28 protein-coding genes and 1 pseudogene are annotated in these 24,393 nt (G+C 65.9%); 16 read left to right on the top strand and 13 right to left on the bottom strand.

What is annotated here, in order from left to right:
• Nucleotides 1-206 precede the first annotated feature (206 nt).
• Nucleotides 207-1,235 (bottom strand): AraC family transcriptional regulator, encoded by a 1,029-nt coding sequence (locus tag FYM52_RS03905; RefSeq protein WP_154163152.1) that lies wholly within the window; start codon nt 1,233-1,235, stop codon nt 207-209.
• A gap of 194 nt (nt 1,236-1,429) precedes the next feature.
• On the opposite strand from FYM52_RS03905, the gene FYM52_RS03900 reads away from it, so the two are divergent.
• The 8 genes from FYM52_RS03900 to FYM52_RS19040 all read left to right on the top strand — a co-directional run bounded on the left by FYM52_RS03900 (nt 1,430) and on the right by FYM52_RS19040 (nt 8,978).
• Entirely contained in the window at nt 1,430-2,575 is a 1,146-nt protein-coding gene (locus FYM52_RS03900) for an acyl-CoA dehydrogenase family protein (RefSeq protein WP_154163151.1), read from the top strand.
• 2 nt (nt 2,576-2,577) lie between these two features.
• On the top strand, nt 2,578-3,636 hold the full coding sequence (locus FYM52_RS03895) for a CaiB/BaiF CoA-transferase family protein (RefSeq protein WP_154163150.1): 1,059 nt from the start codon (nt 2,578-2,580) through the stop codon (nt 3,634-3,636).
• 11 nt (nt 3,637-3,647) lie between these two features.
• Nucleotides 3,648-5,324 carry a long-chain fatty acid--CoA ligase gene (locus FYM52_RS03890; protein ID WP_154163149.1) on the top strand — a complete coding sequence of 559 codons (1,677 nt, stop codon included), beginning with the start codon at nt 3,648-3,650 and terminating at the stop codon, nt 5,322-5,324.
• A 28-nt stretch (nt 5,325-5,352) separates the two neighbouring features.
• Nucleotides 5,353-6,534, top strand: a complete 1,182-nt coding sequence (locus FYM52_RS03885; RefSeq protein ID WP_154163148.1) for a thiolase family protein — start codon at nt 5,353-5,355, stop codon at nt 6,532-6,534.
• Complete coding sequence (locus FYM52_RS03880) at nt 6,531-7,331, top strand: enoyl-CoA hydratase/isomerase family protein (protein ID WP_034386985.1); 801 nt, start codon at nt 6,531-6,533, stop codon at nt 7,329-7,331. Before FYM52_RS03885 ends, FYM52_RS03880 begins: the two co-directional genes overlap by 4 nt.
• 30 nt (nt 7,332-7,361) lie before the next feature.
• On the top strand, nt 7,362-8,144 hold the full coding sequence (locus FYM52_RS03875) for an SDR family NAD(P)-dependent oxidoreductase (RefSeq protein ID WP_015014604.1): 783 nt from the start codon (nt 7,362-7,364) through the stop codon (nt 8,142-8,144).
• A gap of 116 nt (nt 8,145-8,260) precedes the next feature.
• Nucleotides 8,261-8,554, top strand: coding sequence for an enoyl-CoA hydratase/isomerase family protein (locus FYM52_RS19045; RefSeq protein ID WP_255446752.1), 294 nt, complete (start codon nt 8,261-8,263; stop codon nt 8,552-8,554).
• Nucleotides 8,555-8,585: 31 nt separating this feature from the next.
• Nucleotides 8,586-8,978 (top strand): enoyl-CoA hydratase/isomerase family protein, encoded by a 393-nt coding sequence (locus FYM52_RS19040; protein ID WP_253279287.1) that lies wholly within the window; start codon nt 8,586-8,588, stop codon nt 8,976-8,978.
• Between the two features lie 47 nt (nt 8,979-9,025).
• Here the strand turns inward: FYM52_RS19040 and FYM52_RS03865 are convergent, their stop codons facing one another.
• From FYM52_RS03865 to parA, 5 genes are all read right to left on the bottom strand, one after another.
• A complete protein-coding gene (locus FYM52_RS03865) occupies nt 9,026-11,017 on the bottom strand; it encodes a relaxase/mobilization nuclease and DUF3363 domain-containing protein (protein WP_154163147.1) in 1,992 nt (663 codons plus the stop codon).
• Between the two features lie 448 nt (nt 11,018-11,465).
• Nucleotides 11,466-12,065, bottom strand: a complete 600-nt coding sequence (locus FYM52_RS03860; protein ID WP_154163146.1) for a S26 family signal peptidase — start codon at nt 12,063-12,065, stop codon at nt 11,466-11,468.
• Nucleotides 12,062-12,595: a DUF2840 domain-containing protein gene (locus FYM52_RS03855; protein WP_043371986.1), complete on the bottom strand. Its 534-nt coding sequence runs from the start codon at nt 12,593-12,595 to the stop codon at nt 12,062-12,064. The genes FYM52_RS03860 and FYM52_RS03855 overlap by 4 nt, the downstream gene beginning before the upstream one ends.
• On the bottom strand, nt 12,592-12,876 hold the full coding sequence (locus FYM52_RS03850; RefSeq protein WP_154163198.1) for a chromosome partitioning protein ParB: 285 nt from the start codon (nt 12,874-12,876) through the stop codon (nt 12,592-12,594). The genes FYM52_RS03855 and FYM52_RS03850 overlap by 4 nt, the downstream gene beginning before the upstream one ends.
• A complete protein-coding gene (gene parA, locus FYM52_RS03845) occupies nt 12,873-13,511 on the bottom strand; it encodes a ParA family partition ATPase (protein WP_043376318.1) in 639 nt (212 codons plus the stop codon). Before parA ends, FYM52_RS03850 begins: the two co-directional genes overlap by 4 nt.
• On the opposite strand from parA, the gene FYM52_RS19035 reads away from it, so the two are divergent.
• The gene (locus FYM52_RS19035; protein WP_255446750.1) at nt 13,510-13,638 is read left to right on the top strand and encodes a hypothetical protein; all 129 of its coding nucleotides are present in this window, start codon (nt 13,510-13,512) and stop codon (nt 13,636-13,638) included. The two genes, parA and FYM52_RS19035, sit on opposite strands and share 2 nt — an antisense overlap.
• 162 nt (nt 13,639-13,800) lie before the next feature.
• Here the strand turns inward: FYM52_RS19035 and FYM52_RS03840 are convergent, their stop codons facing one another.
• From FYM52_RS03840 to FYM52_RS03825, 4 genes are all read right to left on the bottom strand, one after another.
• Nucleotides 13,801-14,634 carry a replication initiator protein A gene (locus FYM52_RS03840; RefSeq protein ID WP_154163145.1) on the bottom strand — a complete coding sequence of 278 codons (834 nt, stop codon included), beginning with the start codon at nt 14,632-14,634 and terminating at the stop codon, nt 13,801-13,803.
• A 26-nt stretch (nt 14,635-14,660) separates the two neighbouring features.
• The gene (locus FYM52_RS03835) at nt 14,661-14,942 is read right to left on the bottom strand and encodes an AlpA family transcriptional regulator (protein ID WP_043376313.1); all 282 of its coding nucleotides are present in this window, start codon (nt 14,940-14,942) and stop codon (nt 14,661-14,663) included.
• An 83-nt stretch (nt 14,943-15,025) separates the two neighbouring features.
• Entirely contained in the window at nt 15,026-15,802 is a 777-nt protein-coding gene (locus FYM52_RS03830; RefSeq protein ID WP_043371984.1) for a DUF2285 domain-containing protein, read from the bottom strand.
• A 341-nt stretch (nt 15,803-16,143) separates the two neighbouring features.
• Nucleotides 16,144-16,494, bottom strand: a complete 351-nt coding sequence (locus FYM52_RS03825) for a DUF2958 domain-containing protein (RefSeq protein WP_043371981.1) — start codon at nt 16,492-16,494, stop codon at nt 16,144-16,146.
• A gap of 263 nt (nt 16,495-16,757) precedes the next feature.
• Here FYM52_RS03825 and FYM52_RS03820 point away from each other — a divergent pair, with 263 nt between their 5' ends.
• From FYM52_RS03820 to arsC, 6 genes and pseudogenes are all read left to right on the top strand, one after another.
• On the top strand, nt 16,758-17,048 hold the full coding sequence (locus FYM52_RS03820) for a helix-turn-helix domain-containing protein (protein WP_043376311.1): 291 nt from the start codon (nt 16,758-16,760) through the stop codon (nt 17,046-17,048).
• Nucleotides 17,049-17,279: 231 nt separating this feature from the next.
• Nucleotides 17,280-17,609 (top strand): helix-turn-helix transcriptional regulator, encoded by a 330-nt coding sequence (locus FYM52_RS03815; protein ID WP_154163144.1) that lies wholly within the window; start codon nt 17,280-17,282, stop codon nt 17,607-17,609.
• A gap of 13 nt (nt 17,610-17,622) precedes the next feature.
• Nucleotides 17,623-18,093: an ArsI/CadI family heavy metal resistance metalloenzyme gene (locus FYM52_RS03810; protein WP_154163143.1), complete on the top strand. Its 471-nt coding sequence runs from the start codon at nt 17,623-17,625 to the stop codon at nt 18,091-18,093.
• 12 nt (nt 18,094-18,105) lie between these two features.
• Nucleotides 18,106-18,603, top strand: a complete 498-nt coding sequence (locus FYM52_RS03805) for an arsenate reductase ArsC (protein WP_013721777.1) — start codon at nt 18,106-18,108, stop codon at nt 18,601-18,603.
• Nucleotides 18,604-18,613: 10 nt separating this feature from the next.
• Nucleotides 18,614-19,699 (top strand): ACR3 family arsenite efflux transporter, encoded by a 1,086-nt coding sequence (gene arsB / locus FYM52_RS03800; protein WP_154163142.1) that lies wholly within the window; start codon nt 18,614-18,616, stop codon nt 19,697-19,699.
• A gap of 14 nt (nt 19,700-19,713) precedes the next feature.
• Nucleotides 19,714-20,137 (top strand): annotated as a pseudogene (gene arsC, locus FYM52_RS03795) (arsenate reductase (glutaredoxin)).
• A 41-nt stretch (nt 20,138-20,178) separates the two neighbouring features.
• Here the strand turns inward: arsC and FYM52_RS03790 are convergent.
• A complete protein-coding gene (locus FYM52_RS03790; RefSeq protein WP_154163141.1) occupies nt 20,179-21,135 on the bottom strand; it encodes a transposase in 957 nt (318 codons plus the stop codon).
• Between the two features lie 335 nt (nt 21,136-21,470).
• Here FYM52_RS03790 and FYM52_RS03785 point away from each other — a divergent pair, with 335 nt between their 5' ends.
• Nucleotides 21,471-21,905, top strand: a complete 435-nt coding sequence (locus tag FYM52_RS03785; RefSeq protein WP_154163140.1) for a nuclear transport factor 2 family protein — start codon at nt 21,471-21,473, stop codon at nt 21,903-21,905.
• 125 nt (nt 21,906-22,030) lie between these two features.
• On the opposite strand, the gene FYM52_RS03780 is transcribed toward FYM52_RS03785, so the two are convergent.
• Together FYM52_RS03780 and FYM52_RS03775 are read right to left on the bottom strand one after the other, a co-directional pair.
• Complete coding sequence (locus FYM52_RS03780) at nt 22,031-22,210, bottom strand: hypothetical protein (RefSeq protein ID WP_043371977.1); 180 nt, start codon at nt 22,208-22,210, stop codon at nt 22,031-22,033.
• A gap of 89 nt (nt 22,211-22,299) precedes the next feature.
• Entirely contained in the window at nt 22,300-24,363 is a 2,064-nt protein-coding gene (locus tag FYM52_RS03775) for a ParB/RepB/Spo0J family partition protein (RefSeq protein ID WP_154163139.1), read from the bottom strand.
• Nucleotides 24,364-24,393 lie beyond the last annotated feature (30 nt).

The following is a 24,393-nucleotide window of genomic DNA, read 5'->3' as shown; positions in this document are numbered from 1 at the left end:
GGAAAACGTCTGCTTCCTGGCACAGCCTGTCGCTGCGCTGCCGTCGGTGCAACTGCCCCAACGGCGGCAAACAGTCTCTTGAGCGCACGAGAGCCTCGCTCGAGGTAGGCCAGGGCCCCGGCAGCTATGAAGGCACCGATCTTCTCGGTGGCCGGCTACAGCCTCGTGGCCGAGCCGGAATCCGTCGAATGCCTCTATGTAGGGTTCTACCTGCTGCGCGAGCGGGCACGGTAGGCTCCCGGCGCGCTGCCGGTCCAGACCTTGAAGGCGCGCTGGAAGGCGGTGCTGTCGGTGAAGCCCAGGTCGGCGGCGATGGCGACGAGCGAGGCTTCGCTGCTGGTCAGGCGCACGATCGCCATGTCGCGCCGCAACTGGTCCTTTAGCGCCTGGAAGGAAGTGCCCTCGGAGGCCAGGTGCCGTTGCAACGTGCTCACCGACAAGTGCAGGCGCTGCGCGGTGACGACCAGGTCGGGCCATTCCGGGCTGGCCCGCTGCAGCACCATGCGGACCCGCGCGCTGGCGCTGCGCTCGTTCAGGTAAGGCCCCACCACGTTGCCCGGCGTGGCGCGCAGGAAGGACTGCAGCGCGTCCCGATCGCGCCGCACCGGCTGTTTAAAGGCATCGGCGTCGAACCAGGCGGCCGTGCGCGGCTGCCCGAAGCACAGCGTGCCGGAAAAGATGCGCCCGTAGCTCATCGCATGGAGCGGCGGCGCAAAATTGAAGTCGAATCGCTGCGGCACCAGCCGGCCGCCGTGCAGCCACACCAGCAGGCGCCAGAACACGCGCAGCAGATGTGCGTGCAGGAAGTCGGCATGCGCGCCCGGGCCACCGCGCATCTCCAGCGCGATGCCCCCCAGCGTACCCTCGGTCACCGGCACCAGCCCCACGTCGTCCTGCAGCAGGGCAAAGGATTCACCCAGGCGCCGCAGGGCGAACGACAATGAATGTGCGCTGAACGCGCTGCGCACCATCAGTGCAACGCTGCCCGGGCGCATCGGCCGCCCATGCAGGTAGCCCAGGCACTCGTCGTTCAGACTGTCCTTGACGGCGATGAACAGCGCGTTGAACTGCTCCACGGTCACGCGCGACTCCTCCAACTCCAGCAGCGATTCGCTAACGCCCGCGCGCCCCAGCACGCCCTCCAGCCATTCTGGCGTGGCCAGCCCCTTGCCGCGCGCACCGTCCAGCAGGCCATGCACGGCAAAGATGGGAACGGTGAAGACGGGTTGCAGCATGGCGTGTGATCGAAGAGGCCAATGCCGGTCGCATGGGCCGAAAGAAGTTATTTGTCAGTTGATTGAGGCAATCCGTTATAGCCCTCGCAGGGGCCAATTACTACGATTGTCGCATCCCCTAAAACACTTCGGCAGTGACGCTGTGCGGAACGCCCGGTGCGGGTTCAGAAACCAGCATACAAGGAGACACGCTCATGCTGCCACAGCTGTATCGCCACGCCTGGATGGACGGCGAGATCGACGCCTTTCGCGAGCAGGTCCGCCGCTACGTTGCCGCCGAATTCACGCCCCGGCTCGACGAATGGCGCCGCCAGGGCTACATCCCGCGCGAGGTCTGGCGTCCGTTCGGCGAGATGAGCTTTCTGCTGCCCGAGATGCCCGAGACCTATGGTGGTGCCGGCGCCAGCCTCGCCTACCAGCTGGTGGTGCAGGACGAACTGGCCAAGGCCGAGATGCCGGTCAATATCGCGGTGCACACCATCGCTTCGCATTACATCCTGGACTTCGGCACGGAAGCGCAAAAGCAGCGCTGGCTGCCCAAGGTGACGAACGGCGAGATGCTGGCCGCCATCGCGATGACCGAGCCGGGATGCGGCTCGGATCTGAAGGCCATCTCCACCCGTGCCCGGCGCGACGGCGACCACTACGTGATCGACGGCGCCAAGACCTTCATCACCAACGGCTTCACCGGCAACCTGTTGATCGTCGCGGCGCGCACCAGCGGTGCGGGCAGCAAGGGGGTGTCGCTGTTCGTGCTGGAAACCGAGAATCTGCCCGGCTTTCGCGTTGGCCGACTACTGGAGAAGATCGGCATGCAGGCCTCGGACACGGCGGAGTTGTTCTTCGACGGCGTGTGCGTGCCGGCCGACCAACTGCTGGGCGAGGTCGAAGGCCAGGGCTTCGGGCAGTTGATGGGCGCGTTGCCCTACGAGCGCATGCTCATTGCCGTGCCGGCGGCCGCCACTATCGAGCAGGCGCTGGCCGTCACGGTGGAGTACACGAAGCAGCGCAAGGCCTTCGGCGCGCCCCTCTTCGACATGCAGCTCACGCGCCAGAAACTGGCCGAGGTGGCCACTACCGCGCATGTGGTTCGCAGCTTCGTCAACGACTGCACCCAGCGCCTGCTGGACGGCACGCTGGATAACGAGGCCGCCTACATGGCCAAGTGGTGGTGCACCGAGCAGCAGTGCCGAGTGGTGGACGAGTGCCTCCAATTGTTCGGCGGCTACGGCTACATGGCCGAGTACCCGATCGCGCGGATGTATGCCGCTTCGCGAGTGCAGAAGATCTATGGCGGCGCCAACGAGGTCCTGAAAGATCTGGTTTCGAGGAAGCTGTGAACATGCCGCACACGTTGCACACGCTGCAGATGCCGCTGCACGGCGTCCGCGTGGTGGAGTTCGAGGGCATCGGTCCAGGCCCTCTGGCCGCCAGGATGCTGGCCGACATGGGCGCCGAGGTAATCGCGCTGACACGGGCCGAGCAGGCTGCTGGGGCGCAGCGTCTGGGTGGAGCGGTAGAGAACCCGCTGCATCGCGGCAAGACGGTCGAGGTCATCGACCTGAAGTCGCCCGGTGGCAAAGCGCGCGCACTGGAGCTGATTGCCCAGGCCGACGCCCTGATCGAAGGCTTTCGCCCCGGTGTGATGGAACGGCTGGGCTTCGGCCCCGCTGAATGCGCGGCGCGCAATCCACGGCTGGTTTACGGCCGGATGACGGGCTGGGGCCAGGACGGCCCGCTCGCCCAGGCCGCAGGCCACGACCTGAACTACGTCGCGCTGACAGGCCTGCTGTCGCTGTCGGCGCACAGGGGGCAGGCGCCCATCGTGCCGCCCTCGGTACTCGGGGATGGGGCCGGGGCGCTGGGCATGGCCTTCGGCGTCGCCTGCGCGCTGGTCGATGCGCGCGCCACCGGCCGCGGCCGGGTCGTGGACGCCGCGATCATTGACATCGTGGCCATGCTGGGCACGCTGGTGCATTGGATTCGCGCCAATGGGCAAATTGACGGCGCGCAGCCGAGCCCGTTTCACGATTCGCCGTTCTATGACGTATACGCTTGCGCTGACGGCGGCTTCATCAGCCTCGCAGCAGTGGAGCCAGCGTTCCACGCGCTTCTGCTGTCGAAGCTGGGCCTTGCTGACGTGAACCCCGCCGAGCAGTACGACGCGGCGACGTGGCCAGCGCTGAAAGAGCGGATCGCAGCCTTTATCCGCAGCCAACCCAGGGCGCACTGGTGCGCGCTGCTCGAAGGCAGCGACGCCTGCTTTGCGCCCGTGCTCAGCCTCGCCGAGGCGGTGCGGCATCCGCATAACGCAGCACGGGGCATTTACCAGATCACCCCATCCGGCGCCATCGAAGCGGCCCCGGCCCCACGGTTCCAGGCACTCGACACAACTACCTAGGAGACAAGCACATGACCGACACCATCCAGCCCACCAAGCCTGTCCGCGGCTGCCCGTCCACCACGGGCAACGAGCGCCAACTGAACACCACAACGCTGATCCGGCACGCTGCGCGCACCCACGGGGACCAGGAGATCGTCTACCGCACACCCGATGGCGGCTGGGATCGCTACACCTATGCCGATTGCTACGCGCGCGTCTGCCGCAGCGCCAATGCACTGCGCGCTCTCGGCGTCGAGCCGGGCGACCGGGTCGGCATCCTGGACTGGAACAGCCGACGCCACTTCGAGCTGTACTGGTCCATTCCCGGCCTGGCCGCGGTCATGCTGCAGATGAACTTGCGCCTGGGCGCCGAGGATCTGGGTTACGTGGTTGGCCACAGCGAGGTGTCCTACGTTTGCGTGGACGAAACATTGCTGCCCATTGCCGAATCCATCGCGGCGAATTCGCCCCAGATCAAGGGCTGGATCGTCATGACCGACAAGCCGCTGGACCAGATCAAGACCACGCTGAAACCGCTGCTGCACTACGAAGACCTGCTGGCCGCCGCCGACACGAAGATCGACTGGCCCGAGATCGACGAAACCTCGGCCTACAGCGCCTGCTACACCACCGGCACCACGGGCAAGCCCAAGGGCGTGTACTACTCGCACCGCGGCATCTACCTGCACTCCACGGCCATGGCCACCAATCTGGGCATGACGCTGGACGACTGCGTCATGCTCATCACGCCCATGTTCCACGGGCAATGCTGGGGCCTGCCGCAGGCCGCCACGCTGCTCGCCGACAAGATCGTGCTGCCGGGCCGCTACGTTGCCGAAGACACCAAGCCGCTGGTCGATGCCATGATCGCCGAGGGCGTGACCATCGCCAATGGCGCACCGGCCATCTTCCAGCCCATGCTGCAGTACATCGAGACGATGCCGGTCAAGCCGGACTTCAGCCGCATGCGCATGCTGTCTGGCGCCACCGAGCCGCCGCTGTCGATGATGATCGGTTTCTACGACCTCACGGGTGCCGAGGTGGTGCATGCCTACGGCGCCACCGAAGCCACAACGTTGGTGACGATGAACCGCCTCAAGTCCACGCTCAAGAAGCGCCTGACCCAGGACGAGCGGTGGAACCTCAAGCGCAAGCAGGGCCTGGTTCTGACCGGGGTAGACATCCGCATCCTCGATGCCAACGACAAGGACTTGCCACACGACGGACAGTCGGCAGGCGAGATCTGCCTGCGCGGCCCCTGGATAACGGCCAGCTACCACGACATGCCCGATTCCGGAGACCGCTTCCTGGAGGGCGGATGGTGGCGCTCGGGCGATGTCGGCACGGTGGACGAGAACGGCTACCTCAAAGTCACCGACCGCATCAAGGACGTGATCAAGAGCGGTGGTGAATGGATTTCTTCCATCGACATGGAAAACCTGCTCATGGGCCACCCGGCCGTGCGCGACGCCGCGGTGGTCGGCATTCCCCATGCGAAGTGGCAGGAACGGCCGCTGGCCCTGGTGGTGCTGAGGCCCGGCCAGCAGGCGACTCAGGAGCAATTGCAGGAACACCTGACCAGCGCCTTCGCCAAGTGGCAGTTGCCAGACCAAGTTCTGTTTGTCGAAGCCATCCCCAAGACCAGCGTCGGCAAGCTCGACAAGAAGCGCATCCGCGCCGAGCATGCGGGCCGCTACGCCGAGTGAGCCAACCTTTTTGCACCAGGAGAAGAACATGAATGACCATGAACCCGTCATCGTCGGTGCGTTGCGCACCCCCGTGGGCAAGCGCGGCGGGCGCCTGCAGAAATGGCACCCCGTCGATCTGCTGGGCGAGACGCTGCGCCAGCTGGTCGAGCGCTCCGGCATCAACCCCGCCGATCTGGACGATGTGATCGTCGGCTGCGTGCTGCAATGGGACCAACAGCACGGCAACCTGGGCCGTCATGCCGTATTGGCGGCGGGGCTGCCCGAATCCGTCCCGGCGGTGACGGTTGACCGGCAATGCGGCTCCGGCCAGCAGGCGGTGAGCTTTGCCGTGCATGGCATCCAGGCGGGCGCTTACCAACTGGTCATCGGCGCCGGGGTGGAATCGATGTCGCAGGCCCCCATGCCGCCGTCGTTCAAGCCCGGCGCGCCGCTGGGCTCGCAATACAGCCCGAGCGAACTGGCGCGCTACCAGGACAACCCGCTGATACCGCAGGGCGCTTCCTCGGAGTTGATGAACAAGCGCTTCGGTCTCACGCGCGAGGCCTTGGATGCCTTCGCCGTGCGTAGCCATCGGCGGGCCACCGAGGCCTCGCAGGCTGGCCGCGTCAGGGATCAACTGGTGCGGCTGACCGAGGATCCGGCTGATCCGGACAGCCCGATCGTCGCCGCCGACGAGGGCGTGCGCGCGGACCCCAACCCCGAGAAGATGGCCACGCTGAAAGCCGTGTTTGCCGCCGACGGCGCCACCACGGCCGCCAACTCATCGCAGATCAGCGACGGTGCCGCCGCGCTGCTGATCGCCAGCCGTGCCTACGCCAAGCAATACGGCCTGAAGCCGCGTGCGCGCTTCGTCAGCACCGCCGTGGCAGCCGCCGACCCGGTGATCCAGTTCACCGCCGTGCTCGACGCCACCCGCAAGGCACTGAAGGAATCGGGTCTGACCCTCGACGATATCGATCTGTTCGAAGTCAACGAGGCCTTCGGCGGCGTGCCGCTGATGTTTCAGCAGGAGTTCGGCATCCTGGACGACCGCCTCAACGTCAACGGCGGCTCGATAGCCATCGGCCATCCGCTGGGCTCTACCGGCGCGCGCATGCTCACTGACCTGCTGTGCGAGCTGGAGCGCCGGGGCGGCCGCTATGGCCTGCAGACGATTTGCGAGGCCTCGGGCACGGCCAACACCACCATCATCGAGCGGCTTGGATGAGCGGGGCCACCATGAGCGAAGCCAGCGAAGTGCTCGTCAGCCGCGATGGCGCCATCGCCACCTTGACCATCAACCGCCCGCGCGCGAAGAACAGCTTGAACCGCGCGGTATTCGATGGCCTGCGTGCGCAGCTTGTGCAACTGCGCGACGACGATACCGTGCGCGCGGTCATCATCACCGGCGCCGAGGGCGTGTTCTGCGCCGGGGCCGACATCACGGCCTTCGATGCGCTGCGCGCCGAGCCACTGCTGGGCGATCGTGCGGCAGCAGGCGGCCACTTTTGGTCGGAACTGGAGCGCTTCCCCAAGCCCGTCATCGCAGCGGTGGAAAAGCTCGCGCTGGGCGGCGGCACAGAATTAGCGCTGGCCTGCGACATCGCGATCGCTGGCGAGTCTGCCAATTTTGGTGTGCCGGAAGTCAAGCTGGGCGCCATTCCGGGTGCCGGGGGCACGCAGCGCCTGATCCACGCTATCGGTAAGTCCAAGGCCATGGCCCTGTTGCTGACCGGCGATTTCATCGACGCCCGCAAGGCTTGCGATGCAGGCATGGTCGCCGAAGTGACGGCTGATGGCCAGGCCCTGCCGACGGCGTTGGCGATGGCCAACCGGATTGCAGCCAATTCGCCGCTGGCCGTGGCGCTGGCGAAAGATGCGGCACTGGCCAGCTTTGAGACTCCGCTCGCGCAAGGCCTGGAGCATGAGAAGCGCAATTTCCTCGTCGCTTTGCGTTCGGCCGACAACCTGGAAGGGCAAGCGGCATTCCTAGGCAAGCGCACACCCAACTTTACCGGCCAATAACGCCTGTTTCTCACCCATCGAGGAAAAACCATGCAACTGAACTCCGACATCTCTGCCGTCATCACCGGGGGCGCTTCCGGCCTGGGAGCCGCCACGGCCCGGCGTTTGGCCAGCCATGGCGTCAAAGTCGCCATCTTCGACATGAACGAAACCGTCGGCCAGGCGTTGGCTAGCGAACTCGGCGGCGTTTACTGCAATGTGGACGTGATGTCCGAGGAGCAGGTGGACGCCGCCTTCGCCAAGGCCCGCGCGGCCATTGGGCAGGAACGCATTCTGGTCAACTGCGCCGGCACTGCCGATGCCGTCAAGACTGTCAGCCGCGACAAGAAAACCGGCGAAATCCGCCCATGCGCGGCAGATCGTTTCAATCGCATCATTCAGATCAACCTGGTGGGCACCTTCCGCTGCATCGCCAAGTCAGCTGCGGGCATGTTGACGCTCGCGCCGCTGGCCGATGGCGACCGCGGCGCCATCGTCAACACTGCTTCGGCCGCCGCGCAGGACGGCCAGGTCGGCCAGGCCAGCTATGCGGCCAGCAAGGCAGCCATCGTGGGCATGACCCTGCCAATCGCGCGCGACATGATGGACGAAGGGATCCGGATCAACACCATCATGCCGGGGATCTTCGGTACACCGTTGCTGCTGGGTCTGCCGGACAACGTCAAACAGGCGCTGGCGGCCAGCGTGCCCTTCCCCAAGCGTTTAGGCGACCCCGATGAATTCGCGCAGGCCGTCGAGTTTCTCGTTACTTGCGGCTACATGAATGCCGAGTCCATTCGTGTGGATGGTGCCATTCGCATGGCGCCGCGCTGACGCTGACGCTGACGCTGAAATTTTGATCAATCAGGGAACGTCAGCATGCCTGGAAATCCGGTAATTCTCGAAAAGAATGGTGCCGTCGCGACCATAACACTCAACTCGCCAAAAAAATGAATGCGTTGAGCACGTCGGTCGTAAACGTGCTCGCTGGTGTCATTGCAGATGTCGAACGCGATGGCTCGATCCGAGCTTTGCTGCTGCGCGGCGAGGGCCGGATGTTCAGTTGCGGAGGCGACATCGAAGAAATGGTGGCCGCAGGCGATGCGTTGTCTACCTTGGTCGATGACGAACTGAGAGTGGCCGAAAGCATGATTCCTCAATTCGCCAGCCTGCCGTTCCCGGTAGTCTGCGCCGTACAAGGCGCGGTAGCCGGAGGCGGTCTCGGGCTTGCCTTGGCCTTCTGACTACCTGATTGCCGCAAGTGGGACGAAGTTTGTGGCGGCCCATACCGGCCTCGGATACGCGGGGGATTTCGGCATCAGCTGGCTACTTCCACGCGCAGTGGGTGGACGACGCGCACGAGACATGATCTTGACCAATCGCGTAGTCAGTTCGGACGAGGCCTTGGCCTGGGGATTGGTCGAGAAAGTGGTTCCTGGCGAGAGCCTGCTGGGCGAAGCGCGGCGTATGGCGGTGCAATTTTCGGTCGGACCAACGCAAGGTTATGCGGGCGCCAAGCGCCTGCAACTCGCTGCCTTCGAGAGTGATCTGGCGACCTCATTGAGGCTGGAGGCGGCCGAAATGAATCGAGCCTCGAAAACCACAGATTCGCTGGAAGCGGTTCACGCGTTCGTCGCAAAGCGAGTCCCGCAGTTTGCCGGACGCTGAACGGCTGTAGACGCATCCGGTCGGTAGGTGCTCAATCGCTGCTGGCGTCAGGTAACGGATAAACCCTGCTGCCGTCGGATTTGCCAGGATAGGGTGCCACCATGTACCTGCCCAGAAATCAGCATGCCGAGTCGTTGTTCGATGACCGGCGTCCATGGCACCAAGCTGAACCCCATACCATCATCGAGCATGGCAAAGCGGCCACTGGCGAGCATGAGGCTGCGCCGGTAGATGCCGGTCACGCGCTGGCCATCGGCCGCCAGACGGTGTTCCAGCCCGGTTTCGGTGGCAATATCCTTGGCAGCCCGAATCACATCCCGATCGCGTAGTGTCGCCAATAGATTGCGCGCGAGGATTACGCGCTGCCCGCGCCGCTCTGCCAGCCCCTGTTCGGCCAGGAATTCGGCGCGCTGCTGCATCGCCTGGTTGACCTCGCTGCCAAAGCCCAGGTTGCCCAGGCCCGAGCCGCCGCCGATCAACTGCTGGTCGAGCCAGGTGGCTCCGATCACGCGGGCCTGCCGCTCGATGGGCAGGTGCGATTTCAGCTCCACCGCCACGCCGCCCAGGCGCTGCGCATCGTAGCGACGGCCCTGCTCGGGCAGGTCGTCCGGCACCTTCCATAGCCCCTCGGCCACCCGTTCCACGATACCGGCACGGCGCAAGGCTTCCAGCCGGCGGACGTGGGACGCGACCACTTCCTGCGGATCGCGGCCGGGCACGGCCTGACCCTGCGCGATGGCAAGGTGGTGGTCGGTGCGGTACAGGCCATCGCTCGCCAGCGCGGCGATGTTCTTGTCGGCCGCGCGCACGGCGGCCGATCCCTTCACCTCCACCACGGCGCCGGCGGGATAGTTCGCCAGCTCGTCGCGGGCGTTGAGCGCGACGTAGTGGGCCTTGCCGTCCACCCCGTCGATGACCAGATAGCCCCGGTCGCGCAGTTCGTCGGCCAGCCCCTTTGCGGCGACGCGGCCGAGGATGGTTCGGCCGTCGTCGCCCGGCTCGAATACCGCCAGCTCGCGCGGCTCGCCGCGCATGGCCCGCTGCATGGTGCGGATGATGTCGCCGCGCTCGCCCAGGGCGCGCAGCGTTTTTTCCGCGTCGGCATGGACGGCCCAGGTGCCGGGCCGCATCTCGTCGGCCAGGCCCAGGCGCTGCAAGCGTTGCAGCCGGCCGATCAGCAGCAGGCGCTGGCGTTGCAGCCGCGGTTCGTTGAAGCGTTCGATCTGCACCCGGCCGTCGTCACCCAGCTCGCGCTCCAGCATACGATCCAGGCTCGTCCACCGTTCCTGCTCCACTTCGCGGGCCAGGGTGCGCCGGATCTCCTGTTCGGTGCGCGGCCCCAGCCATTCGGTCGCCAGCTCGGCGGCGCGATGCCGAAAGCCATCGGCGATGTAATCGCCCGCGATGATGAGGTCTTTGCCGGTGTCATCGCGCCCGCGCACGATCAGGTGGGTATGCGGGTTGTCGGTGTTCCAGTGATCGACGGCCACCCACTCCAGCCGCGTGCCCAGGTCGGCCTCCATGCGGCCCATCAGGTGCCGCGTGTAGGTGCGCAGGTCTTCCAGCTCGCCCCCTTCCTCGGGCGAGACGATGAAGCGAAAGTGGTGCCGATCATCGGCGCAGCGCTCCTTGAAAGCGTCCAGATCAGCTTTGTCGGTCTGCGGCCCATAGGCCCGACCCGGTTCGCCGTCGCGGCCCACGCCGTCGCGCTCGATGTAGCGCAGGTGCTTGGCGAGCGACTGCGGACTGGCCCGCTGCTGGTTGACCAGCAGTGTCTTGATGGTCACGCGCCGCGACATGGGCGTCAGCTTGGCCCCGGCGAAGCGGGCCGCTGTGTGGCCCCGACCCAGGCGCGAGCCAGGCCGCGGGCCGGTGGTCTTGCCGCCGCCAGCCGATGCCGGGCGGCGCACCGAGGACTTGCCGCTGCTGGCCTTGCCGGTCTGTTGGAGCACCTTGGCGATGAAGCTCTGGCCCCGGTTTTTCGGAGTCTTTGGAGGGTTCGGGCGGATGCGGAAATCGTCGTCGCGGCGGTTGGTCATGACTTCTCTCCCTGAAAGCTGGGGCGTAGTCCGTCGTGCGAAGCACGCGGACAAGCCCGCATTGGCGCGGGCCACGCACCCCCAGCGGCACGGCGGCGAAGCCGTTGCGTGCCGCGCCACCCCCACGTGCAGACTGGCTTTGCGGGCAGGCAGGTGCCGCACCCTTTTGTCTTGCCTTCCGCCTTTGCCCCTCGCTGGCGCTCCGGGCAGCGGCGGCCCGGCGGCGCTGCTGCGTGAGCAGCCAGCGCGCCGGCGAACGCGGACACGGCCGCAGGCCGGGCGCGTTCGAGGCAAGACGCCTGCACGTTGGATGGCTGCGCCGAAGGCAACGCGAAGTGCGGCGCGAATGCGCTCGCACTGCACGCGCGACGACACGGCGACGAACGGCAGAACGACACGCCCGATGGCACGATGAGATGCACGGCGACGTGCAGCGAGTCGGCGGCCATCATGGGCGGGACTCCAGCCAGACCGGATGCGCGACGCCGATCACGGCGGATGCGCTGACCGGCCCGAAATACCGGCTGTCGAACGATGCAGGGTTGGTCACACTGAGCAAGAACAGTTCGCCGGGTTCAAGGCGGCGGCATTGCTGCCAGGATGGCAGAGGCCGGCCCCAGCGGTCGGCAGGCAGCACGGCGGCCGAAGGCACGCCGTCGATGCGGACAATGTCGCCAGCGATGCACACTTCCTGCGGCGCGACGGCGCCCACGCGCTTGAGCAGCGGCACGCGCGCCGGCAGGTAGCCGCGCTGCGCGGCCAGCGCGGCGGCATCTGGCGGCAGCGTGGTCAGGACGATGCTGCCCACGGACAAAGGACGTGGCAGCGAGTCGGTGCCGTGGCCCTGCGGATCGACGCGATACCAGCCGACCGCCACGCTGTCGGACGGGTTGTAGATCAGGCGCGGCAGCGGATGCACGAAGGACGCCCAGGCCAGCGCAGCGAGGCCGCAGGCGGACAGGCCCGCCAGCACGATGCGAGCGCGCAGGCGCGAGTGAGGACGCGGCGGAATGCCCGCTGCACCGGCAACGGCGGATGGAAGCGTCATGGCAGGGCCCTCCCGGTCAGCCAGGCGGCGTGCCGCTCGGCGGTGTATTCGGGCAGCGGCAGGCGCGCAGCGAGCCGGTTGGCGAGCGTGCGCCAGTACGCGGGCGAGGCACCGACAGGTGCGATGCCCAGCGCCTCGATGGCGTCGATGCGCTCCAGCACGGCGCGCACCTGATTCTCGCCCTCGGCGTGCAGCAGCAGGCGTGCGCCCGGCTGCACGCCGGGAATGCGCTGCGCCGCATCGAGCGGCGTGCAAGCCTGCATCACCATGAGCTGCCAGCGGATCGTGCCGTAGTCGTTGGCCTGCCAGCGGATGCGGCACAACATCGCGCCCGGCAGGAACACGGCGCAGCGCCGCCAGCGGTCGAGCTGGTGCGTGCGCGCAGGTTCGCCGAAGCGCAGGTAGAGCTTGAAGCGCGGTTCGATGTAGGCCAGTGCCACGCGCGTCAGCGGCGCCCTGGCAGGATGGCCGGAAGGAGCTGCGAGCGCAGCCGTAGCCGCGCCAGCGGCAGGCGAAGCGGATGCGGTCATGGGGTGTTTTCCCTGCGATGCCCGGGAAACTCCCGCTCCAGCAGGCCGCGCAGCAGATCGGCCACGGTCACGCCTTGCGTGAAGGCCGACACCTTGATGCGCGCGCGCAGCGCGGGCGTGATGTCGAGGGTCAGGCGGGCGGTGTAGAGGTCGCCCTTGTTGAGCGCATCGGCGTCGCCTTGGCGAATCCACGCCTCGGCGTGCGGATTCGCGGGCGGACGCGCGCCGATGCCGACGCGCTTTGCCGTGCGTCTGCTGTTCGGTGGCGGCTTCTCGGTCATGTCGGCCACCGCAGCAGTTCGTCCACCAGCGCGGTGATTTCACGCGCGGCGGCGCTGTCCGGCGCCGTCTCGCGTGCGAGCCGACCGGCGGCCACGCTGTCGGCGAAGACGATGCGCTGGCGAACCTCGGCGCGCAGCGCCGGCAGCGGTTGGTCGGCCAGCGACTGCCGCGCCTCGCGCCCGATGATCGTGGTGCTGACGCGCCGGTTGATGACGAAGGCCGCGCGCAGCGCAGGCCGGAACACCTGGGCCTCGCGGATCAGCGCCACCATCTCGGCGCTGGCCCACAGGTCGTAGGGGCTGGGTTGCACGGGGATCAGCACGCGCTCGGCCGCCAGCAGCGCGGAGCGCGCCAGTGCCGCGATGCGTGGCGGGCCGTCGATGACGACGTGATCGGCCCGCCTGGCGAGTTCTGGTGCTTCCTGATGCAGCGTTTCGCGTGCCAGGCCCACGGCGCTGAACAACCTTGGCAAACCCTGCTGGCTTCTGCGCTGTGTCCAGTCCAGCGATGAACCCTGCGGGTCGGCGTCCAGCAGGACGACGTGCTGGCCGCGCATCGCCAGCTCGCCGGCGATGTGTGTGGCGAGCGTGGTCTTGCCCACGCCGCCTTTCTGGTTGAGCAGAGCGACGATCATGGCGCGGCCCTCCATGCTGGAAAGCCTTGCATTGATCGGCCTGCAAAACCTGTCGGCTGGTGGCTGGTTTTGCCTGCCGTTTGTGGCCGCGTGGTGGTTGTCCACCGCAGCGGCGTTTCCCTACTAAAAGTTAGAGAAATTAAGTTAGGGAAGTTAGAGGACGCGCAATCCCAATGCTGGCGCGGGTTTGCGGCCGATTTTGTTGCCTGATAGCACGAGGATTCGTTGCCTGATAGCACGATACCTTTGTTGCCTGATAGCACGAGCCCATCCACAGGCTTTGCCGTAGTTATCCCCGTGCCGTTTGCGGCACGGGCCGGAAAGTCAGCAGCGGCGAGGAAATCCCGGATACGTACTCGATTCCCAACTGGTAGCCGGGCAAGGTTTGCCGCGCCACCAGCGCCCGCAGGTCGGCGGCGAAGTCGTAGTACCGCGCCACGCTGCCCGATTTGCGATACAGGTGCTGGAAATCGAACTGCCAGCCGCCCGGCTGCCGTCCACCATGCTTGCGCACCAGGCGGTACAGCCATCGCTCGATGCCACCCGTCAGCCGGAAGTACGCCGGGTCGATGGTCAGCACCAGTGCCGCATCCAGCACGCCCCCATAGAACCAGTCCGGCAGGATCAGTTCGATGCCCAGCGGCGTACCGCTGGCATCGGCCAGCTCCTTCCACTCGTTGATCCACGAGAAGCGGTGCAGGCGCCGCCCGGTCGTCTCGCGAATGGACGTGGCCACCGTGGTCGATTGCAGGCGGTCCAAGGCCGCTTTGAGGCGCTGGTAGTCGCGCAGCGACGTACCGCGCCCGATGAAGCGCAGGATCTCGTAGGGCGTTGCCTGCATGAGTCGTGACGCGCGCAGCCCCGCGTCGCGGGCTTCCACGATCTGCGAGGCCGCCCAGATCAGCACGTCCGCGTCCCAGATCGTGGCGATGCCGTGTTCCTGCGTGCCCTCCACGCGGATCGTGATGCCGCTGGCGCGGAAGTCGATCGGCGCCGTGCGCCGCGACTTCGCCAGCGAGAAGAACGGAAAGGCCATCAAATCCTGGCTGTCGCGCGGCGCCATGTCGCCCGGCAGGGCGCGGAACAGATCGAGCTGTTCGCGTTCCTGCGAGGGTTTGGACATGGCGAAGCCCACCCGCGCACCGCCGATCAGCGCGCACGGCTGTCCGCCGCATGGTGCTCGGCGTACTCGGGATCGGAAGTGGTCTCGAAGCTGCGGTCGGCCGCCCAGGCATCGAGGTCGGCCACGGCGTACATGACGCGCCGGCCGAACTTGCGAAAGCGCGGGCCGCCGCCGATCACGCGCTGCTTCTCCAGCGTGCGCGGCGACAGCCGCAGGTACTCGGCGGCTTCGTCGTTGGTGAGATAACGCTGCGGCTGCGCGGCAGCGGTCGAGACAGTGGCGGCAGGCCGCAAGGGAGCGGGACGCATGGTGTGAACCTCCATCGGTTTTGAAGCTCCGGCCACACAGCGCAACCGGATGGAGGCAGTCTCAGAAAACGAAGCTCTCCTGCTCAGGGACGTTTTGCGTCCCCTTCAAAACGTCCCTTCTCAAACGGCGGAAGCTGTGCTAGTCGGCGGTAGCCGCCGCGCATCAACGCATCGCCGCGCCGTGCCAGACGCCGCACGCGGGCGCGCAGGTCGCCATCGGCGTGCCAGTCAGCGGCCACGGTATCTGCACCGAACAGTCCTTCGGCCACCTCGCGCAAGGACGCGCCCGCCAGGGTCGCGTCAAGCGCCTGCAGGGTGTGCAACTCCAGCAGCGCGGCAGGCGTTGGCCTGGGCTTGGTATCGGCCAGGGCTGCGCCAGGCACATGACCGCGCGCAGGTGCGGTAGCGCCGCCGCGATGGGCATAGGCCACGGCCATGCCGTCTTCCAGGCCATGCGCCAGCACGAAGCGCAGGCACTGGCCGGGGCGGAGCGCGATCAGCGCCAGCCCTTTGCCGTCATGCAGCAGCTGCTTGTGGCCGGGGATACGCCAGAACGCGAAGGTCACAGCGTCGGACGGCGGATCGGCATCGGGATAGAGCTGCACCACGCCGGCATGGCCGGGCAGCCAAGCCGGATGCGCGTCGCGCGCATCCAAGGCCGGGTCTTCCAACAGGCGCAAGCCCCAGCGATGCGCCGCCTGCTGTGCGGCTTGTGGCCGGCGATGCTGGCGCAGCCAGTCGAGCCGGTAATCGGGATGACGGCGCAGGTACTCCCAGGCCAGCGCGAGCGCATCCAGCCACAAGACGTAGAGGTAGGCGGCGGTGGGATACCAGTGCGCAAGATGGTGAGGATCGACCATGACGAAAGCTCCTGTCGAATTCAGGAACGCCGCCACGGCGAGAAACGCGGAGCTATCGCATCAAGGTCAAAACATCATCAGAATCGGGGCAGGCTGTAACCATTGGTAGTCAAGACCGATGGGCTCCGGTGCATTGCGAAATCCGTCCGAATGCGACGGCCGCATGAGCCAAAAAATGTCACGGCGGCACAAAACACCATGCCGCAAGCCGCGTGAAAGATCGTGACTTTTTCAAGCAGAAGCGCAGGGCTTGGATGCATGAGTGCCAATTGAGACTTGGCGAGTCTGGAATAAAACTGAAATAGTCTCAATACGCCCGGTTTCGCCGGTGCGTGGGCGGTTCAATCGACAATGGAACCGTTCTCTTGCGCCAGCCGCAGATATTCCGACAGCGGGCGCACCGCCTGGAAATACCGATCCCGCATCACGGGCAACTTGTTCGGCCCGACGATGGACGCGAGGTCGGACAGCTTCACGCGGCCCAGCTCGGGCATGCTGATTCCCAGGTCGATCAGGCCGTAGGCCGTATCGCCGTCAGTGGGATCGAGCGCGGTGAGCAGCCAGGTGGCGTGCGCGTCGGGCGTGAACAGCCGCACGACCGGCAACGGGTCGTTCGGTTCGCCAGTGGCAGCAAGCCACCCGTTCACCAGCAGCGCGGCGCGCTGTTCATCGGTGACAAGGGGAGCGTTCATCACGGTATTCCTGCTTCAACATGGGAGTGCCCAGCCGGTTTTGCGTTTCCACGTCGAAGCGCGGAGGCGTATTCCACCCAAGCCGTGGAAGTACGGAAGCGCAAAAGCGGAATTGTAGAAATCTGGAAAGACACGATGGCGGTTCTCCGGTTTTGGCGGAATCCGCAAAAGCGGATTTCCGTAAAAGCACGAATACGGCCAATGGCATGAAAGAGTTAAAGATAACGTGGTTTTAATTGTGCTGCGACTTGACGCTTCTGTCCATGCAGAAGCGATCCGTTCAGCGCGGCCGACCGGCCGGCTCCACCACCCATGACGCCGAGTTGGCTCACGCCTTCGGCGCGGCGGTGCGTGCGCTGCGGATGGAGCGCGGCATCGCGCAGGAATCACTGGCGCACCTGGCTGGCGTCGAGCGTTCCCACATGGGCAAGGTCGAGCGCGGCGAGCACATGCCCACGCTGGCCATCATCTTCAAGATCGCCAGCGCGCTTGAATGCAGCACGGCGGTGCTGATGACCGCGACGGAAGGCCAGCTCACAGCGGCCCAGCCGTAGGCGCTGGCCGGGCCGATCCGGCGCACGCCGGTTCGGCGGCATCGAGGGGCGCCAAGCCCTGCGCGGCGGGGATAGCCCGCAGGGCTTTCCCCCGGAGGCAAGCGGAGCGCGCAGCGCCGCAGGCGCGAAGGCGTGAGCAACTGTCTTGAAAGTCAAGCCTCGCAAGCGCGCAGGCTCCATTCAATTGAAGGCGTTTTGCCGATGATTCAATAAATGTTGTATTATCGAACCATGAACGAGACCCAAGCCGTTTCCGCCCTCGGCGCCCTGGCCCATACCCAGCGGCTGCGCGTGTTCCGCGCCCTGGTGGTCGCCGGCCCCGAAGGGCTGACACCCAGCGTCCTCGCCGACCAGCTCGACGTGGCCCGCAACTCCCTGTCCTTCCACCTGAAGGAACTGGCCCATGCCGGCCTGGTCACCATCGAGCAGCAGGGCCGCAACCTGATCTACCGCGCCGACTTCACCCAAATGAATGGGCTGCTCGGCTATCTGACCGAGCACTGCTGCCAGGGCGGCGCGTGCGAGGTCACCGAATCCTCCTCTGCCTGTATTTCCTGCTGAAAGGATCACCCCCATGAAGCGCTTTCACGTCCACCTGCACGTCGATGACCTGAACCGCAGCATCGGCTTCTATTCCCAGTTGTTCGCCGCGCAGCCCGCGCGCGTCGAAGGCGACTATGCGAAGTGGATGCTCGAAGACCCGCCGGTCAACTTCGCCATCTCCACGCGCGGCAACAAGCCGGGCATCGACCACCTGGGCATCCAGACCGATGACGCCGAGGAATTGGCCGTGCTGAAGGCCCGCGCCGAAGCGGCCGACATGGCGCTGCTGGACGAAGGCACCACCACCTGCTGCTACGCGCGCAGCGAGAAGCACTGGATCACCGACCCGCAGGGCGTGGCCTGGGAACACTTCCACACGCTGGGCAACATCCCCGTCTTCAACGAAGCGGCGCCTGCAGCGGGTGCCGCTGCAGCGTGCTGCGCCCCGGCGCGCGGCAAGCCGGTAGGCGTTGCGGTGAAGCCGGCTTCCTCCTGCTGCTGATACGAGATACCCATGACCACCGACAAGACCTACAACGCCCTGTTCATCTGCACGGGTAACTCGGCCCGCTCCATCCTGGCCGAAGGCATCCTCAATGAATTGGGCCAGGGGCGCTTTCGCGCCTACTCGGCGGGCAGCCACCCCAAGGGCGAAGTCCACCCACTGGCGCTCGCCACGCTGGAGCGGCTGCACATGCCGACCGCCGGCTACCGCAGCAAGAACTGGGACGAGTTCGCGGCGCCCGGTGCGCCGGAGCTGGATTTCATCTTCACGGTCTGCGACAACGCCGCCGGCGAGGTCTGCCCCGTGTGGCCGGGACGCCCGATGTCGGCGCATTGGGGTGTGCCCGATCCCGCAGCCGTCGAGGGCACCGACGAACAGAAGCGCAAGGCGTTCACGGATGCGGCGCTGACCTTGCGCCGGCGCATCGAGCTATTCCTGTCGCTGCCGATGCAGCGCTTGGATGCCATGTCGTTGCAGCACGAGCTGCGCAGCATCGGTACGAAGTGAGGTTGGCGCGATGAGTGTTGGAACCCAAACGGCCGGCCGTGCGCCGGCCACCTCCACCATGAGCGTCTTCGAGCGCTACCTGAGCGTGTGGGTGCTTCTGTGCATCGTCGCCGGTATCGCGCTCGGCCAGTTCGCGCCGGGCGTGTTCCAGGCCATCGGCCGCATGGAAGTGGCTCAGGTCAACCTGCCCGTGGGCCTGCTGATCTGGGTGATGATCATTCCCATGCTGCTCAAGGTGGACTTCGGCGCTCTCGGCCAAGTCAAGCAGCACTGGCGCGGCATCGGCGTGACGCTGTTCATCAACTGGGCCGTCAAGCCCTTCTCGATGGCGCTGCTGGCCTGGATCTTTATCCGCCAGGTCTTCGCGCAGTGGCTGCCCGCCGACCAGCTCGACAGCTATGTCGCGGGCCTGATCCTGCTGGCCGCCGCACCTTGCACAGCCATGGTGTTCGTCTGGAGTCGGCTGACCGGGGGCGATCCGGTGTTCACGCTGTCGCAGGTCGCGCTGAACGACACCATCATGGTGTTCGCCTTCGCGCCCATCGTCGGCCTGCTGCTGGGCCTGTCGTCCATCACGGTGCCGTGGGCCACGCTGCTGGTATCGGTCGGCCTGTACATCGTGATTCCAGTCATCCTGGCCCAGCTCTGGCGCCGCGCGCTGCTGAGCAAGGGCCAAGCCGCCTTCGACCGGGCGCTGGAGCGCATCGGCCCGCTGTCGATCGCGGCGCTGCTGCTCACGCTGGTGCTGCTGTTCGCCTTCCAAGGCGAGGCCATCATCCGCCAGCCGCTGGTGATCGCCATGCTGGCCGTGCCGATCTTGATCCAGGTGTTCTTCAACTCCGGCCTGGCCTATTGGCTCAACCGCAAGGCGGGCGAGCAGCACAGCATCGCTTGTCCTTCGGCGCTGATCGGCGCCAGCAACTTCTTCGAGCTGGCCGTAGCCGCCGCCATCAGCCTGTTCGGCTTCCAGTCCGGCGCCGCGCTGGCCACCGTGGTCGGCGTGCTGATCGAGGTGCCAGTCATGCTGCTGGTCGTTCGGATCGTCAACCAAAGCAAGGGCTGGTATGAGTGCGGCCCGAACCCTGCCCGCGGATAACCAAGACACGACTCATGAGCAACATCACCATTTACCACAACCCCGCCTGCGGCACGTCGCGCAACGTGCTGGCTCTGATCCACAACAGCGGCGAAGAGCCGAACGTTATCGAATACCTGAAGACACCGCCTGACCGCGAAACGCTGCAACGCCTGATCACAGGACATGGGCGTGCCAATGCGCGCCGTGCTGCGTGAGAAGGGCACGCCCTATGCGGAATTGGGCCTCGATGACCCGAAGTGGAGTGACGAGCAGTTGATTGGCTTCATGCTCCAGCACCCCATCCTCATCAACCGGCCCATCGTGGTGACCCCGCTGGGCACGCGCCTGTGCCGGCCCTCAGAGGCCGTGCTGGACATCCTGCCGCAGCCGCAGCGCGGCGCGTTCAACAAAGAGGATGGCGAGGCGATCGTGGACGCAGAGGGCCGCAGGGTCTGAACTCCTCCCGCGCAGGCGATTGGGCATTCTGAATCACCATTTCATGCTTGTGCCAGTTGATCACTCCATGGCCGCCCGCTTTTGACCATGGCATTCATGATGATCAGCAGCTTGCGCATGCAGGCCACGATGGCAACCTTCTTCGGCTTGCCCGCCGCTAGAAGACGCTCATAGCAGTGCCGTATCACGGCGTTGTGACGCATGGCGACGATAGCGGCCATGTACAAGGCACTCCTGACCGTGGCACGTCCGCCGCAGATGAAGCGTTTGCCGCGGGCCTGGCCCGAGTCCCGGTTCATCGGAGCAACGCCCACCAGCGCACAGATCTGCCTGGCCTTGAGCTGACCAAGCTCTGGCAGCTCGGACATCAGCGTCGCAGCCGTTGCCGGGCCAACCCCTTTGACGCTCTTGAGCAAGGCGGCCAGATTGGGTTGGTGCTGCGCCAGGTGTTCCGCAATCCTCCGATCCAGCGCTTCAAGCTGTCTCGACAGCACATCCATCAGTTGCGCAATGTCCTGCGCCACCTCCGCGTGCGCCATGTGCTTGCGCTGGCGTTCACTGACCAACAGGCGCACCAGTTGCCGGCGTCGAAGCACCAGCGCATGCAGATACTGCTGAGCCTGGTCTGGCATCGGCTTGATGAAGCGGTCTCGATCCGGCCGCAGATTCAGCACCTGGGCCAGCTCAGCCAGCATGCGGGCATCCACGCTGTCGGTCTTGACCAGGCGCCCCATGGCCTTGGCGAAGTCCCGCGCCTGCCGAGGGTTGATCACGACGACCGCGAATCCCGCAGCCTGGAGCGCGCAGGCACAGGCCAGTTGGTACTGCCCGGTCGCCTCCATCACGATCAGCGAGACCTGATGGTTTTTCAGCTCTTCGATCAACGCTTGGTGCCCGGCACCATCGTTGCTGAATATGGCCGTGGGCTGCTCGTGCCCGATGGCTACATCCATGGCTTTCTTGGAGATGTCGATACCGACTGCAATTTGATTGGCCATGATCTCCGCGTCCCTTCCTTGCAAATGCGAACGGCGTTCATGCAACTGTTCGGGCTCTCAGAGATCGGGCGCGAGCATGCGCCCAAGACTCACGCACGGGCTCCATGGGCACCGAGGGATGACGGGCTACATGCTGCGGCCAACCCCGAACCCTGACAGGTCCGGGCGTGACGGCACTGCCGAACACGCATTTCAAAGATACAAGGGATTGAAGCCGAATGGCCGTGACGGCAAAGACGGCACGGGGCGCAGCCCGAAAGCCCGGCGGCGCATTGCGCCGACACGCTCTACCATGATGGGCATGAACAGCGATGGCCCAAAACCAGGGAGCACCGATGGAAGAAAAGTTCATCCATGAGTTCTTCAAGCGATACCAGGACTTCTTCCGCCAAGGCTTGAAAAACGAAGCGGACATGGAGCAAGTCGCCTCGTCCTATGCCACAGCTTTCATCGCTGCCTCGCCGGCCGGTGTCATGGCCGGCCAGAACGACAAGCAACTGAAACAGGTCATGAGCCAAGGATTCGAGCGTTACCGCCAGCTCGGCACAAAGGATATGGTTCTGCGCGGTGTTCGCATCGACCCCATCGACGAACACCATTGCCTTGCACACGTCGCCTGGACGGCGACCTATGACCGGGGCGCAACCCCGGACGTGTCCATCGACTTCGACGTTCACTACCTCGTGCAGCAGCTTGACGGCGAACCCAAGATATTCGGCTGGGTATCAGGCGATGAACAGGCGCTGTTGAGGCAGCACGGCATCGTCTGACGCCGCCGCGAAGGCGGCGGCGCTCTGAACCGGTTGTTGGCCTTCAACACCGGGCGCGGCCACTGCCGCGCCCGGATTTTTGAATCCACCGGCCCCAGCGCGAAACGCTGGGGCCAGTGCCGGCGTCATTCCTTCGTCTCGATGAGCCACCACACGGCACGCGGCAAGGTGCGGCCCGTGATGGGATGAATGTCGGTGAGGTCAGCGCGGGCCGTCCAGCCCGAAGGCGGATGGTAGCCGCGCACGTCGCCTGCGCCGTGCCAGCGGCGGGCGCGCACCGTGCCGGGGCCATAGATCGCCACCATGCGCGGGGGGGGGCGTGGTATGGTTCATGGAGCTTCTCCTTCCTGCGAAGCGCCCCGGTTGAAGCCGGGGCGCTTGCCTTCGGCGCGGGTCAAGCGGCCAGCGCCACGGCGGGTTCATCCGCCATTGCCTCGGCATCCTGCGGGGCGTCCTGCTCCGGGCCTTCTTCCTGCGCGCTTTCCTGCGCTGCCTGCTGCGGGCCTTCGGCCTTGAAGATGGCGGGCATCCAGCCCGTGCCATCCGCCAGCCGTTCGGCCTCGCTGGCAATGTCGGCCTTCTTCAACTTCGCCAGCCGGGTGACGTGCTCCGGCGCGTACTCGCCCACGGCATCCAGAATCACGGCCTTGGAAACGTGCTTGAAGTAGCCTTCTGCGGTCGGCGTCCACCATGCGGCCATGTCGAAGCCCACGGCCTGCGCCAGTTCCGCGCCGGGCTGGCGCTGCGTGGTGCGAAGCGTTACCACGTCCACCGTGGAGGCCACGCATACCGCCAGCAGCCGCACCAGTTCATCTTGCGGCTTCGCCAGCAGCGCGGCGAACAGTTCGGCGCTGTCCTCCGGCAAGGCTTCGCCCACCACCTGTTGCAGTTCGCGCAGCGCCACGGCCGCAGGGGATTCCGGCCAGTCCGGGGCCATGCCTTCCAGCCGGTCTTGCACTTTCAGGCTTACTCCCAGCGGTAAGCCGTGGCCGTAGTGGCGTTCCTGCAAGACGGTCTGCACCATGCTATGCACCACAGCAGCCAACGCGGTTTGCGGATGCCGGGCGACTTCGATTTGCAGCGCGGCGGTACGGTGGGCGCTCAACCGCTGCGCCAGCCGATCGGACATGGCGGCGGTCTTGGGCTGCTCGTCGTCCTCAGTTTCGTTGCCGCTCTCGGCTTCGCCTTCCACGCTGCCGAAACCTTGGCGCAGCTTCTCCAGCGTGCGAAGTGCTTTCGCTTCCGCTTCGCGCAGCAGCCCACGATGAACCACGGCCTCACCGTTGCGGTCGATGGTGACGATGGCACCGGCTGCGGCCTTCACGCTCGGGGCATACCCTTGCAAACCATCTTCCATTGCCTGCAACTGCTCGCCCAAGGCTTCTCCTTCCTCCTGCAAGGCGTCTGCCTTGTCCTCGTCCTCGGCGTCCATTGCGGCATCCACCGCTTCGGCCAGTTCGTGCATCTTGGCTTGCAGCTTTTCGATGCGCTGCGCCTCACGCTTGTTCGGCTCGCGCCGTTCCCTCGGCGCACGCTGAAAAGCGTGCAGATCGGTATGGGTCAGGCCCGGCGTGGCATCCACCCATGCCCAACCCTCGGCGCGGACAGCGGCGGCGATGCCTGCCAGCCGGTCTTGCGCCAGCCGTTCCAACAGCGCGGCGTCGGCGAGATACACGCCCGTATCGCCTTCCGCGAACAGGTCACGGCGCACGCCACCGCCTGCGGCCTCGTAGGTGTCCAGCCCGACGAAGCGCACCAGCGGATGCCGGTAGGCGTCGATTTCCCGCTCGGTCAGGCGTTCGCGCAGCGCGGAGGGGCCGCGCTGCCATGTCGGCGCGTCGTAGAAGGCGCTTTCCTGCGCGGCGTGGTCGTCGGTGATGGACAGCGCCATCAACTGGTCAAGGCTCACGGCATCGGCCCGATAGTCGGCCATCAAGCGCGGCGAAACATTCGCCAGCTTCAAGCGGCGCTGCACCACCAGCGGCGTGACGGAGAAATCCGCCGCAATGTCCTCGATGGGGCGGCCTTCGGCCACCAGCGCCGCGAAGGCTTCAAACTGGTCTGCCGGGTGCATGGCTTCGCGCTGCACGTTCTCGGTGAGACTGGCGGTGCGGGCCGTGCCATCGGCCACCAGCAGGCAAGGCACCGCCCACTCCTTCGGGATGCGGTGTTTCTTCGCCAGCAGCTTGAGGGCTGCGAGGCGACGGCCACCGGCCACGACTTCGTAATGCTCGCCATCGGCGGATGCAATCACGATCAGGTTTTGCAGCAAGCCCACGCGCTGAATGCTCGCGGCCAGTTCGTGGATGGACATGCGCGGGGTCTTGCGCACATTGCGACCCGTGGGGCGCAGCACCAGCCGCGACAGCGGAACCAGAATCAGGTTCTTGGTCGGGTCGGCGGCTTCCAGCGCAGGGGCTTGGATGGCACGGGCTTCGGTTTGGGTAACGGCGTTCATGGTGTATCTCCAGTCAAGTGAAACAAAGGA

Source organism: Comamonas sp. CAH-2, from assembly GCF_009668305.1.
GTDB classification, from domain to species: Bacteria; Pseudomonadota; Gammaproteobacteria; order Burkholderiales; family Burkholderiaceae_C; genus Comamonas; species Comamonas aquatica.
The sequence above is the reverse complement of the archived record's forward strand: the minus strand, read 5'-3'. Positions and strand labels throughout refer to the sequence as shown.

What these genes read in the sequence shown, in the direction of transcription:
- FYM52_RS19035 (WP_255446750.1), top strand. Translation starts at nt 13,510, where the DNA reads ATGGCGCGGCCCTCCATGCTGGAAAGCCTTGCATTGATCGGCCTGCAA.
- arsB (WP_154163142.1), top strand. Translation starts at nt 18,614, where the DNA reads ATGAGTGTTGGAACCCAAACGGCCGGCCGTGCGCCGGCCACCTCCACC.
- FYM52_RS03820 (WP_043376311.1), top strand. Translation starts at nt 16,758, where the DNA reads ATGCAGAAGCGATCCGTTCAGCGCGGCCGACCGGCCGGCTCCACCACC.
- FYM52_RS03815 (WP_154163144.1), top strand. Translation starts at nt 17,280, where the DNA reads ATGAACGAGACCCAAGCCGTTTCCGCCCTCGGCGCCCTGGCCCATACC.
- FYM52_RS03890 (WP_154163149.1), top strand. Translation starts at nt 3,648, where the DNA reads ATGACCGACACCATCCAGCCCACCAAGCCTGTCCGCGGCTGCCCGTCC.
- FYM52_RS03785 (WP_154163140.1), top strand. Translation starts at nt 21,471, where the DNA reads ATGGAAGAAAAGTTCATCCATGAGTTCTTCAAGCGATACCAGGACTTC.
- FYM52_RS03875 (WP_015014604.1), top strand. Translation starts at nt 7,362, where the DNA reads ATGCAACTGAACTCCGACATCTCTGCCGTCATCACCGGGGGCGCTTCC.
- FYM52_RS03885 (WP_154163148.1), top strand. Translation starts at nt 5,353, where the DNA reads ATGAATGACCATGAACCCGTCATCGTCGGTGCGTTGCGCACCCCCGTG.
- FYM52_RS03775 (WP_154163139.1), bottom strand. Translation starts at nt 24,363, where the DNA reads ATGAACGCCGTTACCCAAACCGAAGCCCGTGCCATCCAAGCCCCTGCG.
- FYM52_RS19045 (WP_255446752.1), top strand. Translation starts at nt 8,261, where the DNA reads ATGAATGCGTTGAGCACGTCGGTCGTAAACGTGCTCGCTGGTGTCATT.
- FYM52_RS03805 (WP_013721777.1), top strand. Translation starts at nt 18,106, where the DNA reads ATGACCACCGACAAGACCTACAACGCCCTGTTCATCTGCACGGGTAAC.
- FYM52_RS03855 (WP_043371986.1), bottom strand. Translation starts at nt 12,595, where the DNA reads ATGACCGCATCCGCTTCGCCTGCCGCTGGCGCGGCTACGGCTGCGCTC.
- FYM52_RS03835 (WP_043376313.1), bottom strand. Translation starts at nt 14,942, where the DNA reads ATGCGTCCCGCTCCCTTGCGGCCTGCCGCCACTGTCTCGACCGCTGCC.
- FYM52_RS03865 (WP_154163147.1), bottom strand. Translation starts at nt 11,017, where the DNA reads ATGACCAACCGCCGCGACGACGATTTCCGCATCCGCCCGAACCCTCCA.
- FYM52_RS03780 (WP_043371977.1), bottom strand. Translation starts at nt 22,210, where the DNA reads ATGGTGGCGATCTATGGCCCCGGCACGGTGCGCGCCCGCCGCTGGCAC.
- FYM52_RS03900 (WP_154163151.1), top strand. Translation starts at nt 1,430, where the DNA reads ATGCTGCCACAGCTGTATCGCCACGCCTGGATGGACGGCGAGATCGAC.
- FYM52_RS03790 (WP_154163141.1), bottom strand. Translation starts at nt 21,135, where the DNA reads ATGGCCAATCAAATTGCAGTCGGTATCGACATCTCCAAGAAAGCCATG.
- parA (WP_043376318.1), bottom strand. Translation starts at nt 13,511, where the DNA reads ATGATCGTCGCTCTGCTCAACCAGAAAGGCGGCGTGGGCAAGACCACG.
- FYM52_RS03810 (WP_154163143.1), top strand. Translation starts at nt 17,623, where the DNA reads ATGAAGCGCTTTCACGTCCACCTGCACGTCGATGACCTGAACCGCAGC.
- FYM52_RS03880 (WP_034386985.1), top strand. Translation starts at nt 6,531, where the DNA reads ATGAGCGGGGCCACCATGAGCGAAGCCAGCGAAGTGCTCGTCAGCCGC.
- FYM52_RS03825 (WP_043371981.1), bottom strand. Translation starts at nt 16,494, where the DNA reads ATGAACGCTCCCCTTGTCACCGATGAACAGCGCGCCGCGCTGCTGGTG.
- FYM52_RS03840 (WP_154163145.1), bottom strand. Translation starts at nt 14,634, where the DNA reads ATGTCCAAACCCTCGCAGGAACGCGAACAGCTCGATCTGTTCCGCGCC.
- FYM52_RS03850 (WP_154163198.1), bottom strand. Translation starts at nt 12,876, where the DNA reads ATGACCGAGAAGCCGCCACCGAACAGCAGACGCACGGCAAAGCGCGTC.
- FYM52_RS03905 (WP_154163152.1), bottom strand. Translation starts at nt 1,235, where the DNA reads ATGCTGCAACCCGTCTTCACCGTTCCCATCTTTGCCGTGCATGGCCTG.
- FYM52_RS03895 (WP_154163150.1), top strand. Translation starts at nt 2,578, where the DNA reads ATGCCGCACACGTTGCACACGCTGCAGATGCCGCTGCACGGCGTCCGC.
- FYM52_RS03830 (WP_043371984.1), bottom strand. Translation starts at nt 15,802, where the DNA reads ATGGTCGATCCTCACCATCTTGCGCACTGGTATCCCACCGCCGCCTAC.
- FYM52_RS03860 (WP_154163146.1), bottom strand. Translation starts at nt 12,065, where the DNA reads ATGACGCTTCCATCCGCCGTTGCCGGTGCAGCGGGCATTCCGCCGCGT.